The sequence below is a fragment of the Paraburkholderia atlantica genome (assembly GCF_009362785.1).
Taxonomy (GTDB): domain Bacteria; phylum Pseudomonadota; class Gammaproteobacteria; order Burkholderiales; family Burkholderiaceae; genus Paraburkholderia; species Paraburkholderia atlantica.
In genome coordinates, this window is the sequence record NZ_WHNQ01000004.1 from 378,445 (window position 1) to 390,200 (window position 11,756).

Genomic DNA, 11,756 nt, shown 5'->3' on the forward strand with positions numbered 1-11,756 from the left:
CGCCGCGTCTACCACGCCCCCTGCCCGACCCGCTCGATGAAGCGCCACAACGCGTCGTCGGTCGAATACGGCGCGTTGAAGCGGAACCACGCGCTCGGCGCGTCGTCGGGACGGAAGTAGGAGCCCGGCGCGAGCCAGATGCCGTGCGCGAGCGCGGCGGTCGCGACCTCGGCGGCGCGCTCCGCTTCGATCGGCAGACGCGCCAGCATGAAGAGCCCCGCGCGCGGCCGGTGGAACACCTCGAGCCCGAGCGCGTCGAGCCGCTCTTCGAGTGCCACGTGCGCGAGCTTCAGCCGCTCGTTGACCATCTCGACGTGGCGCGCGTAACGCCCTTCCACCAGCACCTTGTCGACGATCCGCTCGATCGCTTCCGACGACGTCAGCCCCACCGCCATCTTCGTGCGCGCGAGTTCGCGCAGCACCGCCTGCTCGGCCACCACGTAGCCGCAGCGCAGCGACGGCGTCACCGTCTTCGAAAAGCCGCCGACGTGCAACACCCGCTGCAAGCCTTCCATCGCCGCCAGCAGCGGCGCGCCGGCCGGCGCGAGTTCGCGGCTCACGTCGTCTTCGATGACCCAGATGCGTTCCCGCTCGGCGATCTGCAGCAAGCGGAACGCGGCCGACATGCCGAAGGTCGCGCCGGTCGGATTCTGCAGCGTGGTGTTGACGAAAATCGCCTTCGGCTTGTGCCGCGCGACCAGCGTTTCGAGCACCTCGGTATCGACGCCGGCCGGCGTGCGCGGCACGCCATGCACGATCAGCCCGGCGAGTTTCAGGATCTGCAGCAGGTTGCAGTAGCCGGGGTCCTCGACGATCACCGCATCGCCCGAACGCAGCAGCGTGCGCACGATCAGATCGAGTCCCTGGGTCGCGCCCTGCGTGAGCAGCACGTTCGCGACGTCGACGGGTAGCCCGCGCCGGTCGAGTTGTTCGGCGATGCGCTCGCGCAGCGGCGCGAAGCCGTATGGATGGCCGTAGTCGCCGAGACGCGCGGCCGGCACCCGGCTCAGCGCGCGCAGCGAGTGCTGCAAGCCGCTCTCGTTGGTCCATTCGCTCGGCAGCCAGCCGCAGCCGGCCTTGATCGGCACCGAGTGATCGGCGAACACGTCGGATAGCAGCCACGTCGCCGTCAGGCTCGGCGGCGTCCAGTCGGCGACGGCCGCGCGCGTGGACGGCGAGCGCGCCGCCACCCGATAGCCGGAGCCGCGCCGCGCGACCACCAGCCCCATCGACACGAGCCGGTTGTACGCCTCGGTCACCGTGAAGGTGCTCAGCGCGTGGCTTTGCGCAAGCTGCCGCACCGATGGCAGCAGCGCGCCGGCGCGCAGCGATTGCGCGTCGATCGCGCGCGCGAAGCCTTGCACGACCTGTTCGACGAGCGTCGGCGCCGCACGCCGGTCGCGTTGAAGGTCCAGTTCGATCATGTTTTCGGGCCAAAAAACCAGGGGCAAAAAGACCGACCGCGGAGCGCCCGCCTACCGGGACAGTTCGCGCCAATCCGCCAGCACAGTTGGCACCACACTTCGTCAACTGTTTATGCCGCCATTAAACCGCGAGGACTACAGTTTGGCTACGCTCAAAGCCCTCAACCGACACCCACTTCGAGGAGATGCCATGACTTCGCGCCCCGTCATCGACGATCTGTCGTCCTTCTGGATGCCCTTCACCGCCAACCGCCAGTTCAAGGCCGCGCCGCGCCTGCTGGAGTCGGCGAAGGGCATGTACTACCGAAGCACCGACGGGCGCGAGATTCTCGACGGCTGCGCCGGGCTGTGGTGCGTGAACGCCGGTCATAGCCGCGATGAAATCGTCGCCGCGATCACGCAGCAGCTGTCGACGCTCGACTTCGCGCCGACCTTCCAGATGGGCCACCCGCTCGCGTTCGAAGCGGCGACCAAGGTTGCCGAGCTGATGCCGGAAGGGCTCGACCGCATCTTCTTCACGAGCTCGGGCTCCGAATCGGTCGATACCGCGCTGAAAATCGCGCTCGCCTATCATCGGGCGCGCGGCGAAGCTCAGCGCACGCGTCTGATCGGCCGCGAGCGCGGCTATCACGGCGTCGGCTTCGGCGGCATTTCGGTCGGCGGCATCGCGCCGAATCGCAAGACGTTTTCGGGCGCGCTGCTGCCGGCGGTCGATCATCTGCCGCACACCCACAACCTTGAACACAACGCGTTCTCGAAGGGCCAGCCCGCATGGGGCGCGCATCTGGCCGAGGAATTGGAGCGCATCGTCGCGCTGCACGACGCTTCGACGATCGCCGCTGTGATCGTCGAACCGGTGGCCGGCTCGACGGGCGTGCTGATTCCGCCGCAAGGCTATCTGCAGAAGCTGCGCGAGATCTGCACGAAGCACGGCATCCTGCTGATCTTCGACGAGGTGATCACCGGCTTTGGCCGTCTCGGCAAGGCGACCGCGAGCGAACACTTCGGTGTCACGCCGGACCTGATCACGATGGCGAAGGCGATCAACAACGCGTCGATTCCGATGGGTGCGGTCGCGGCGAGCCGCACGATCCATGACACGGTCGTCGGTAGCGGCGCGCCGGGCGCGATCGAGCTGTTCCACGGCTACACGTACTCGGCGCATCCGGCCGCGGCCGCGGCCGCGATCGCAACGCTCGATCTGTACCGCCGCGACCAGCTGTTCGAGCGCGCCGCCAGCCTCGCGCCGACGTTCGAAGCCGCCGCGCATGGGCTGCGCGGCGCGAAGCATGTGAAGGACGTGCGCAATCTCGGCCTCGTCGCGGGCATCGAACTCGAATCGCGCGACGGTGCGCCGGGCGCACGCGCTTACGAGGCGTTCGTCAAATGCTTCGAGGCGGGTGTGCTGATCCGCTTCACCGGCGACATCCTCGCGTTCTCGCCGCCGCTGATCATCGACGAAGAGCAGATCGCGCGACTCTTCCGCACGGTTGGCGAGGTGCTGGCGACGGTGCAGTAAGAAGGCGCGCCAGCGCGCCCCCGGCCAACAACGAAAGAGCGGCGGCACGCCCATGCGTGCGCCGCTCTTTTCTATTGCCGCCGCTGTGCGAGCCGCAAGCTCAGTGATGAGCGCGCGACGCCCGCGTTTGCGCGGCCTTTTTCGCGGCAGCGGAGCGTCCGGCCGCGCCCTTGGTCGCCGCGGCCTTTTTGGCGGCGGCGGAGCGGCTCGCGGCAGGCCGCTTGGCCGCCGCCGACTTCGCCTGCTTCGACATCGCCGCCGACGACGCGCCGGCCTTGCTCTCGCGCTTGAGCACGCTCTCCGACACACGCGAGCGTTTAGCGCTCGACTCCTTGCTCGCGCTCTTCTTCGCGGCGCCGACGTGCTTGCCCGCCGCACTGTCCTTCTGCGCTTTCTTGCGGGTCGCCTCGCTCGTCGGCCCCTTCTTGGGCGGCTTTACGTCGACGCCCGCGCGCCGCGCCTCGGACAGCCCGATCGCGATCGCCTGCTTCGGCGAGCGCACGCCGTGCTTGCCGGCGCGGACCTTGTCCACCTGTTCCTTGATGAACTCTCCCGCTTGGGTACTCGCTGATTTGCCCGCGCGTTTATCGGCCGCGGCACGCTTCAAGGTTTTCTGCTCTGGCATGACGGTTCTCCGGTTGTGGTTGAGGCTCTATCGTTCAGCAACGAGCGTGCCGGAGCGCCTATCCGCGCGATGTCCCGGCGGTCGTTGCGCGGCGGGACTCGCGTGCATCGGCGGGACGGCGTATGGTTGTGGACATGGGACGGGAGTAAGCGCCGAGGCGCCAACTCAATTCGACCGCTTGCACGGAGACAGCCATGAAGATAGTTACGGTTCGCGCTGGCGCACATATCGAGGGCGTGCACTGGATCGCCGAGTACGTCGAAGACGTCCACGAGATTCGCGTGTTTCGCGAGGGGCAGGAAGTGGACGTGCACAACGCGCCGTCCACGCTGTTCGGCGACGAAGAAAACGCGGGCTCGAAAAACACCGCCGATCATCGCGCGATGGAAGCGGCCGTGCTCGCTTATCTGAAGCGGTTCGTCACGGAGCACGACGCGGAAGAGTAGGTTTCGCCGGCGGCAAAAGCCGCTGCGCAAGCGCATTCACCGGCACTCACGCGGCCATTGCGCGGCAGTCACGACGGAGCGCCGCGCGCCGCGTCCTCAATCCGCTGGCCGCAGTTTCTTCACCTCGGCGTCCGATGGCTGCACGCTCGCGCCATCCACATAGCGGTACGACGTCATCACACCCTTGCCGTCCTTCACGCCGGTCACGCCGACATACGCGCCCATGGTGGACTGATTGTCCTGCGCGCGGTACGTGATCGGACCGAACGGCGTCTGCACGTTGAGCCCCTTGAACGCGGCGGCGAGTTTGTCCGGATCGGTCGAACCCGCCTTCTTGATGCCGTCCGCGATCGACATCAGCGCCGAATAGCCGACCACCGAGCCCACCCGCGGATAGTCGTGATATCTGGCCTTATACGCGTCGACGAACTGCTTGTTCGCGGCCGTATCGATCGAATACCACGGGTAGCCGGTCACGATCCAGCCGGTCGGCGCTTCGGCGCCGAGCGGATCGAGGTAATCGGGCTCGCCGGTCAAGAGCGACACCACCGCGCGATCCTTGAAAAGCCCGCGTGTATTGCCCTCGCGCACGAACTTGCCGAGGTCGGCGGCGAACAGCACGTTGAAGATCGCGTCGGGCTTCGCGTCGGCGATCGCCTGGGTCACGGCGCCCGCGTCGACGTTGCCGAGCGGCGTCGCCTGTTCGACGACGAACTGCACGTCGGGCTGCGCGGCAGTCAGCAGCTTCTTGAAGGTCGCCACCGCCGATTGCCCGTACTCGTAGTTCGGATACACGATCGCCCAGCGCTTCTTCTTCAGCTTCGCGGCCTCGGGCACCAGCATCGCAACCTGCATGTAGGTCGAAGGACGCAGACGGTACGTGTATTTGTTGCCATCGGCCCAGACGATCTTGTCGGTCAGCGGTTCGGCGGCGAGGAAGAAGATCTTCTTCTGCTTCGCGAAGTCGGCGAGCGCGAGGCCCGTGTTCGACAGGAAGCCGCCGAACAGCAGCTGCACCTGCTCACGCGCGATCAGTTCCTGCGCGACGCGGACCGTGTCGCCGGGGTTGCCGCCGTCGTCACGCGAAATCACTTCGAGCTGCTTGCCGAGCACGCCGCCCGCCGCGTTCACCTGCTCGAGCGCGAGATTCCAGCCTTGCTTGTAAGGCCCGAGAAAGGCGGGCTGAGCCTTGTAACTATTGATCTCGCCGATCTTGATGGTCTGCTGGGCGCTCGCGCCGAGCGCGGCAAACGAGCACACGGTCGACACCATGAGCCGAGAGATCCATCCTGCGCGCGTGGTCATGCGTTAACTCCGTAATCAAAAGAATGGTTTTGTCAGACGTACGAACGGGCGGACGGACAAGCGCGCGGACCTGCGCACCTGCGGCCGCGGCTCATTGCTCGGGCGGCTCCGCGCGGATTCTGGCCACGTTCGCGGCGACGTCCCCCATGCCGGCTTGCCGCCCGCGAGCTGCACGCGCAGGTACGACACGAGCTCGGCGACCTGGGCGCCGTTGAAACTATCGCGGTAAGCCGGCATCGTACCGAGTTCGGGCCGCGCAGGCGAGCCGATGCCGTCGAGGATCACGCGAATCAGGTTGCCCGGTGTCGTGCCGTGCAGGCTCGTATTCAGCGCGAGCGACGGATGCAAGCCGAACAGTTGCGGGCCGCTGCCGGTGTGATGGCACGCCCCGCACGGTCGAAACGCCGCGCGCCCGCCGTGACTGGCGTGCCCGCCATCGTGGCGGTCCGCTCGAATTCCCGCGCGGTCGCGGCGAATTCACACGCTCAGATAGTCGCGCCTCACTGTTTCGTTCTGTGCGAGTTCGCCGATCGTGCCGCTGAAACGGATCTGCCCTTTTTCGAGCACATACGCGCGGTCGCTGACCAGCTCGGCAAAGTGCAGATTCTGTTCCGACAACAGAATGGACAGCCCTTCGCGCTTCAGTTCGAGAATCATGTTTGCCATCTGCTCGACGATCACCGGCGCGACGCCTTCGGACGGTTCGTCGAGCAGCACCAGATACGGATTGCCCATCAGCGTGCGCGACACGGTCAGCATCTGCTGCTCGCCGCCGCTCATCTGGCCACCGGGGCGCTTCGGCATTTCGCCGAGATTCGGAAACAGGCGGAACAGCTTGTCGGGCGTCCATTGCGGCGCGCCTTCGCGCGGCGGCTGGCGGCCCGTGTCGAGGTTCTCCATCACCGTCAGGTCCGCGAACACGCGGCGGTCTTCCGGCACGAAGCCGACGCCCATGCGCGCGATCTTGTACGGCGCAAGCGCGCTGATGTTCTGGCCGCGAAACGTCACTTCGCCGTGGCGGCGCGGCAGCAATCCCATCACCGCTTTCATCGTCGTCGATTTGCCGGCGCCGTTGCGGCCCATCAGCGCGACCACTTCGCCCCGGCCGACTTCGAGGCCGACGTCGAACAGGATGTGCGCGCGGCCATAGAACGCATTGAGGCCGGCGACTTTCAGCATCGGTTCGCTCATTGCTGCGCCCCCTTGCCGTTCTGCGTATTGGCCTGCGCGTCCTGCAGCGACGCGTGCGGCTGGAACGTCTTGCCGGTGCCGAAATAGACCTCCTGCACACGGGCGTCGTTGCGGATCGTATCGGCGTCACCCTCGGCGATCAGCTTGCCGCGCGCGAGCACGATCATCCGGTCGGCGTACGCGAACACGACGTCCATGCTGTGCTCGGTAAACAGCACGCCGATCTGGTGTTCGTTCACCAGACGCTTGGTCAACGCCATCAATTCGTTGCGTTCCTTCGGCGCCATGCCGGCGGTCGGTTCATCCATCAACAGCAGTTTCGGCCGGTTCGCCAGCGCGATCGCGAGTTCGACGCGCTTCACGTCGCCATACGCGAGCACGCCGCACGCGCGTTTCGCGTGCTCGCTCATGCCGACCTGTTCGAGCAGCGCGAACGCTTCGTCGGCATAGTGCGAACCCGCCGGCCTCCAGAGGCCGAAGGTCTTTTTCTCGCGCGACACGAGCGCCATCTGCACGTTTTCGAGCACCGTCATCGAGTTGAACGTCGCGGCGATCTGGAACGTGCGGCCCACGCCGCGCCGCCAGATATCGCGCGGCCGCATGCCGACGAGTTCATGACCGTCGAGCAGGATCGAACCCGAAGACGGCTGCAACTGGCCGTTGACCATGTTGAAACACGTCGATTTGCCCGCGCCGTTCGGCCCGAGCAGCGCCAGCAGTTGACCGGCCTCGAGCTCGAATGAAACGTCATCGACCGCCTTCAGCCCTCCGAACGATCGCGACAGACCGCTTACACGCAGCAGGCTCACAGGCCCTCCTTGACCGCGGCGGTCCGTTGCGATGGCGACGCGGCGCCGCCGTTGGTCCTGTCGGCCTGATCGCCGTTCGCGTCGCCGAAACGCACGCGAATGAAGCCGACGATCCCCTGCGGAAACGCAATCACCAGCAGCAGGATCGCGAGGCCGAGCAGCGCCTGCCAGTAGTCGGTCTGTCGCGCGACCGTGTCCTGCAGCCACGTGAACACGGCCGCGCCGACGATCGGCCCGCTCAAGGTCTGCAAGCCGCCGAGCAGCACCATCACGAGGCCATCGACCGAGCGGCTCACGCTGATCACTTCGGGCGAGATATTGCCCTTCGAAAACGCGTACAGCGATCCGGCGAGTCCGCAGAACAATGCCGCGATCACGAACGACGCCCACTGCACCCGCTTCACGTCGATGCCGATCGCCTCGGCGCGCAGCGCGGAATCGCGCGACGCGCGCATTGCATAGCCGAGCGGCGAGAACAGCATGCGGCGCAACAGCCACACGCCGAGCACCGCGCACGCGAGCGTCAGGTAGTAGAACGAGACCGGCGACGACAGCCAGTTCGACGGCCATAGGCCGAGAATGCCGTTGCTGCCTCCCGTCACATCGTCCCACTGGAACACGACCGACCAGACGATCTGCGCGAACGCGAGCGTCAGCATCGCCAGATAGACGCCGGACAGGCGCACGCAAAACCACCCGAACACGAGCGCGCCCACCACCGCGAGCAGCGGCCCGAGCAGCAACGCGGCTTCCATCGGCAGATTCAGCACTTTGAGAAACAGCGCCGCGCCGTAGGCGCCGAGTCCGAAGTACGCGGCATGACCGAATGAATGCAGACCGCCCGGGCCCATGATGAAATGCAGGCTCGTCGCGAACAGCACCGCGATCAGGATTTCGACGAGCAACACCGGCATATACGGAAACGCGTTGGCCGCGAGCGGCGCCAGCACCAGCACCAGCAACACGAAGGCTGCGAGCCACTTCAGACGCTTGCTCGCCAGACGCAATGGCGTTTCCGGTGCGCCCATCGCGCGCACCGTGGCGCTTGCGCGGCCGAGCAGGCCCCACGGCCGCATCACCAGCACGACCGCCATCACGACGAATTCGGCCACCAGCGTAAAGCGGCTCAGCGACAAACCGATGCCGAAGATCGTCACGTGCCCGATGCCGATGCACAGCGCCTTGATTTCGGCGATCAGCAGCGCCGCGATGAACGCACCCGGAATCGAACCCATGCCGCCGACCACGACGACCACGAACGCATTGCCGATCGTCTCCAGGTCGAGCGACAGGTTCGCCGACATGCGCGGCCCTTGCAGCGCGCCGCCCAGTCCCGCCAGAAACGCGCCGATGAAGAACACGCCGGTAAACAGCCATGCCTGATCGATGCCGAGCGCGCCGAGCATCTCGCGATCCTGCGTCGCGGCGCGCACCAGCGTGCCCCAACGCGTGCGCGTCAACGCGTACCACAGCAGCAGCAATACGACCGGACCGATCACGATCAGCGCGATGTCGTAAGTGGGCAGCGGATGGCCGAGAAAGTCGACCGCGCCCGCGAGATGCGGCGCTCGCGGACCGAACAGATCGTCGGGGCCCCAAAGCCACAGCGCGGCGTCGCGAAAGATCAGCACGAGCGCAAAGGTGGCGAGCAGATGGAACAGCTCGGGCGCCTGATAGATCCGCCGCAGCACGACGATTTCGACTAGCGCGCCCAACACCGCGACTGCGAGCGCGGCGGCCAACACCGACAGCCAGAAGCCGCCCACCGTTTGGCCAAAGCGGCTCGCGATGCTGTACGCGACGTAGATGCCGAACATATAGAACGAGCCATGCGCAAAGTTGACGATGCGCGTCACGCCGAAGATCAACGACAAACCGGCGGCGACCAGAAACAGCGTCGACGCGTCGGCGAGTCCATTGACCAGTTGTACCAGCAGATTCGAAAGCATCGTGACCCTCGGCAGCTCGCCGAACGGCGCCCACGCAACATGCGCTGCGGCCGAACGGCGGACGTTGCAGCGCGGGCGGCACCATGCGCGCCCGCGTCAAAGGCAGGACACTACCAGCGAAACAGCCCGGGCAACAAGCGAAGGGCGTCCTTGTGGGCGAGCGGCACGTCGATCGCGGTGCCGAGCGTGCCGATCTTCTTCGCCGACGGCACCGGAGCCGCGCCTTTCTCGGCCGCCGCGCGCAGCGGCGCACCGAGCTCCGGATGCAGGATCGCGGCCTCATGTTCGAGCTCGCGCGCCTCGCCGACGATCGCCGCCCTTGCCGTAGCTTTGTGCCTCGCCGGGCGCGATGCCGATCGCTTCGACGCAGCGCTTGCCGAGCAGCGTGCCGGGTTCCTCGCGGGCTTCGATCAGCGCGTCGAGCTTCGCCTCGTAGCGGCCCGCATACGCATTATCGATCACCGCGATCGCGACCGCACGGCACGGGACGGCTCGACGGTCTGGCTGCACGACCAGTAGCTTGCGAAGCCTGATTGCCATTTCTGCTCTCCGAGGTTCGTTGCATTGCGGTTTGCTGTGAATTGGTGTGCACCGCTTCGGTTTCAGCGCAAGCCATTCTCGCATTTTTGGACGTTCGTTTCGGCTGCATTCTTCCCGTTCTTCTTCGTCGCCACGTTGCGCGTTCTTTGTGTTGTGTTGCGCCGTCAGTCGTTGCGGCGTGGTTCTTTCTTTTCCCGTCGAATCAGCCCACTGCAAAGTCGAATTGAATAACTACGCGCCCTATGCTTTTTACCAGGTGGTGACGTTAAGCGATATATGGGAATACAGATCAAACTGACGCATATCTTAAAAATTGTGTGCAATCGGCTGATCTGGTTTAATCGTTGGTTCGTACAACCAATGAGAAAAAGACGATGGTTTGGATTTACAAGCATGAGTGCCATTTGTTGTATCACAACGACAAATTAGTCACAGATAAGGGATATTCCGGCAAGGGAGAGCACAAGAACAAGCACAGTAGCCAGTATGTCCGCGACCGCGGACCAATCCCCGTTGGCCTATATGAAATTACCGCACCATTTCCGCACCCTAAAACTGGACCGCATTCCATGCGGCTCAACCCCGTTGCGGGAACCAGCCTGGGCGGGCGCGACGGCTTCATGATCCACGGCGACAGCATGAAGGAACCCGGCAACGCGTCAAATGGATGTATCGTTCTGCACCTCCCATACCGCAAGCAGATCTGGAACAGTGGCGACAGAATGCTTAGGGTGGAACATTCATGAAACACATTTTTGCAGTCCTGCTGCTATCGCTTCCCGCGCTGTGCCTGGCGCAAGGCAGACCGAACCCGCCATGCGACAGGTGGCCGACCAACATCGCCGAAAACAGCCTGAAAGACGCCGGCATGCTTGGCAGTATCGACTATACGAAAACCCAAGCCGTGCAACTGGCGTCCGAGAAAATTGGAAAATCGGAGGATGGTGAACAGTTGTGGCGTGAGGTCTATCACATCACCTTCCACGAAAAAAACGGAAACAAGGTCAAGGTGATTACTGTGGACGACGCTGGCGAATTTGAATGCTCGATGAGTTCCGTAGAGGTCTTTGTCGTTTCGAAGCATTTGTTGCCAAGAGTCGAGAACGACAGAATGTTCAAGCAGATAGAGTGAGGCCGTTTGAATCCATGAAACACGCTTTTGCAGTCCTACTGCTATCTTTTCCCGCGCTATGCCTGGCGGAAACCGGCCCATACCCCCCATGCGGCGACCGATTTCCGGCCTATGTGGCCCAGATGGCGGTGAGAAAAACAGACATCCTCTCCTTGGATTTCGATGCTACGAAAACGAAAGCCGTGCGACTGGCGTCCGAGAAGATCGGTAAATACGAAGATGGCGAACAAAAGTGGCGCGGGGTCTATCAGATCACCTTTGAGGAGCGAAATGGAAATAAGATCAAGCTGGTTGCTGTGTATGAGATAGGCGAACTGGAGTGCACGATTAGTGACGAACAGTTTCTTATCGTTTCGAAACAGTTGCAGCGTATCAGCGGGGACACTCGGTACAGGCAGATCGAGTGACTCGCGCCGGGTCAGACGCGGACCCGCTTCGCGTGGGTCTTTTTTACATTGATCAAGGATCGGCCTTGCGTCGTTATACTTAGCTCTGCCCGTCAATTTTAAAGATGGAGGTAGGCGTGGGCGCTTTTTCCATTTGGCACTGGCTGGTGTTTGTTCTTGTTGTCGTTATCGCGGAGATAATCCCGCTATGGCTGATCCTGAAGAAGGCGGGATATGCGGGAGTCTGGTCGCTGCTTGCCTTCATTCCGGTGGTGAACGTCGTTCTACTGTGGTTCATTGCCTTGGCCCGCTGGCCTGCATTGAACTCGAGACAGTCCTGACCTGTCGCGTCCAGTTCGAACGGAAATACTGAAATGGCCGGCCGCTATCGCAACCCTTACTAACGTGAGCACGTCTCCACTCGCGAGGT

At 64.1% G+C, this 11,756-nt stretch carries 12 protein-coding genes and 2 pseudogenes; 6 read left to right on the forward strand and 8 right to left on the reverse strand.

Annotated features, from left to right (window positions below; genetic code table 11):
- Nucleotides 1-8 precede the first annotated feature (8 nt).
- Nucleotides 9-1,424 carry an aminotransferase-like domain-containing protein gene (locus GCT19_RS08330; RefSeq protein ID WP_018433999.1) on the reverse strand — a complete coding sequence of 472 codons (1,416 nt, stop codon included), beginning with the start codon at nt 1,422-1,424 and terminating at the stop codon, nt 9-11.
- A gap of 190 nt (nt 1,425-1,614) precedes the next feature.
- Here GCT19_RS08330 and GCT19_RS08335 point away from each other — a divergent pair, with 190 nt between their 5' ends.
- Complete coding sequence (locus tag GCT19_RS08335) at nt 1,615-2,943, forward strand: aspartate aminotransferase family protein (RefSeq protein WP_152851598.1); 1,329 nt, start codon at nt 1,615-1,617, stop codon at nt 2,941-2,943.
- 100 nt (nt 2,944-3,043) lie between these two features.
- Here the strand turns inward: GCT19_RS08335 and GCT19_RS08340 are convergent, their stop codons facing one another.
- Nucleotides 3,044-3,568, reverse strand: a complete 525-nt coding sequence (locus GCT19_RS08340; RefSeq protein ID WP_152851599.1) for a DUF6496 domain-containing protein — start codon at nt 3,566-3,568, stop codon at nt 3,044-3,046.
- Between the two features lie 194 nt (nt 3,569-3,762).
- On the opposite strand from GCT19_RS08340, the gene GCT19_RS08345 reads away from it, so the two are divergent.
- Nucleotides 3,763-4,014: a hypothetical protein gene (locus GCT19_RS08345; protein WP_013092329.1), complete on the forward strand. Its 252-nt coding sequence runs from the start codon at nt 3,763-3,765 to the stop codon at nt 4,012-4,014.
- A 96-nt stretch (nt 4,015-4,110) separates the two neighbouring features.
- Here the strand turns inward: GCT19_RS08345 and GCT19_RS08350 are convergent, their stop codons facing one another.
- From GCT19_RS08350 to GCT19_RS08375, 6 genes and pseudogenes are all read right to left on the reverse strand, one after another.
- On the reverse strand, nt 4,111-5,319 hold the full coding sequence (locus GCT19_RS08350) for an ABC transporter substrate-binding protein (protein ID WP_026228400.1): 1,209 nt from the start codon (nt 5,317-5,319) through the stop codon (nt 4,111-4,113).
- Nucleotides 5,320-5,410: 91 nt separating this feature from the next.
- Nucleotides 5,411-5,792: pseudogene (locus GCT19_RS08355) on the reverse strand (c-type cytochrome); the annotation flags it as partial.
- Nucleotides 5,793-5,796: 4 nt separating this feature from the next.
- On the reverse strand, nt 5,797-6,510 hold the full coding sequence (locus tag GCT19_RS08360) for an ABC transporter ATP-binding protein (protein ID WP_018433995.1): 714 nt from the start codon (nt 6,508-6,510) through the stop codon (nt 5,797-5,799).
- Nucleotides 6,507-7,319 (reverse strand): ABC transporter ATP-binding protein, encoded by an 813-nt coding sequence (locus tag GCT19_RS08365; protein WP_321576777.1) that lies wholly within the window; start codon nt 7,317-7,319, stop codon nt 6,507-6,509. Before GCT19_RS08365 ends, GCT19_RS08360 begins: the two co-directional genes overlap by 4 nt.
- Nucleotides 7,316-9,268 (reverse strand): ABC transporter permease, encoded by a 1,953-nt coding sequence (locus GCT19_RS08370; protein WP_152851600.1) that lies wholly within the window; start codon nt 9,266-9,268, stop codon nt 7,316-7,318. Before GCT19_RS08370 ends, GCT19_RS08365 begins: the two co-directional genes overlap by 4 nt.
- A 143-nt stretch (nt 9,269-9,411) precedes the next feature.
- Nucleotides 9,412-9,808 (reverse strand): annotated as a pseudogene (locus GCT19_RS08375) (amino acid synthesis family protein); the annotation flags it as partial.
- A 374-nt stretch (nt 9,809-10,182) separates the two neighbouring features.
- Between GCT19_RS08375 and GCT19_RS08380 the strand changes: the two are divergent.
- From GCT19_RS08380 to GCT19_RS08395, 4 genes are all read left to right on the forward strand, one after another.
- Nucleotides 10,183-10,554: a tlde1 domain-containing protein gene (locus GCT19_RS08380; protein ID WP_152851601.1), complete on the forward strand. Its 372-nt coding sequence runs from the start codon at nt 10,183-10,185 to the stop codon at nt 10,552-10,554.
- Complete coding sequence (locus GCT19_RS08385) at nt 10,551-10,940, forward strand: hypothetical protein (protein WP_152851602.1); 390 nt, start codon at nt 10,551-10,553, stop codon at nt 10,938-10,940. Before GCT19_RS08380 ends, GCT19_RS08385 begins: the two co-directional genes overlap by 4 nt.
- Before the next feature lie 14 nt (nt 10,941-10,954).
- Nucleotides 10,955-11,347: a hypothetical protein gene (locus GCT19_RS08390; protein WP_152851603.1), complete on the forward strand. Its 393-nt coding sequence runs from the start codon at nt 10,955-10,957 to the stop codon at nt 11,345-11,347.
- 116 nt (nt 11,348-11,463) lie between these two features.
- The gene (locus GCT19_RS08395; protein ID WP_176137193.1) at nt 11,464-11,667 is read left to right on the forward strand and encodes a Sec-independent protein translocase family protein; all 204 of its coding nucleotides are present in this window, start codon (nt 11,464-11,466) and stop codon (nt 11,665-11,667) included.
- Nucleotides 11,668-11,756: the final 89 nt, after the last annotated feature.

Coding starts and splice junctions, on each gene's coding strand:
- GCT19_RS08340 (WP_152851599.1), bottom strand. CDS start 3,568: ATGCCAGAGCAGAAAACCTTGAAGCGTGCCGCGGCCGATAAACGCGCG.
- GCT19_RS08350 (WP_026228400.1), bottom strand. CDS start 5,319: ATGACCACGCGCGCAGGATGGATCTCTCGGCTCATGGTGTCGACCGTG.
- GCT19_RS08360 (WP_018433995.1), bottom strand. CDS start 6,510: ATGAGCGAACCGATGCTGAAAGTCGCCGGCCTCAATGCGTTCTATGGC.
- GCT19_RS08370 (WP_152851600.1), bottom strand. CDS start 9,268: ATGCTTTCGAATCTGCTGGTACAACTGGTCAATGGACTCGCCGACGCG.
- GCT19_RS08335 (WP_152851598.1), top strand. CDS start 1,615: ATGACTTCGCGCCCCGTCATCGACGATCTGTCGTCCTTCTGGATGCCC.
- GCT19_RS08390 (WP_152851603.1), top strand. CDS start 10,955: ATGAAACACGCTTTTGCAGTCCTACTGCTATCTTTTCCCGCGCTATGC.
- GCT19_RS08330 (WP_018433999.1), bottom strand. CDS start 1,424: ATGATCGAACTGGACCTTCAACGCGACCGGCGTGCGGCGCCGACGCTC.
- GCT19_RS08385 (WP_152851602.1), top strand. CDS start 10,551: ATGAAACACATTTTTGCAGTCCTGCTGCTATCGCTTCCCGCGCTGTGC.
- GCT19_RS08380 (WP_152851601.1), top strand. CDS start 10,183: ATGGTTTGGATTTACAAGCATGAGTGCCATTTGTTGTATCACAACGAC.
- GCT19_RS08345 (WP_013092329.1), top strand. CDS start 3,763: ATGAAGATAGTTACGGTTCGCGCTGGCGCACATATCGAGGGCGTGCAC.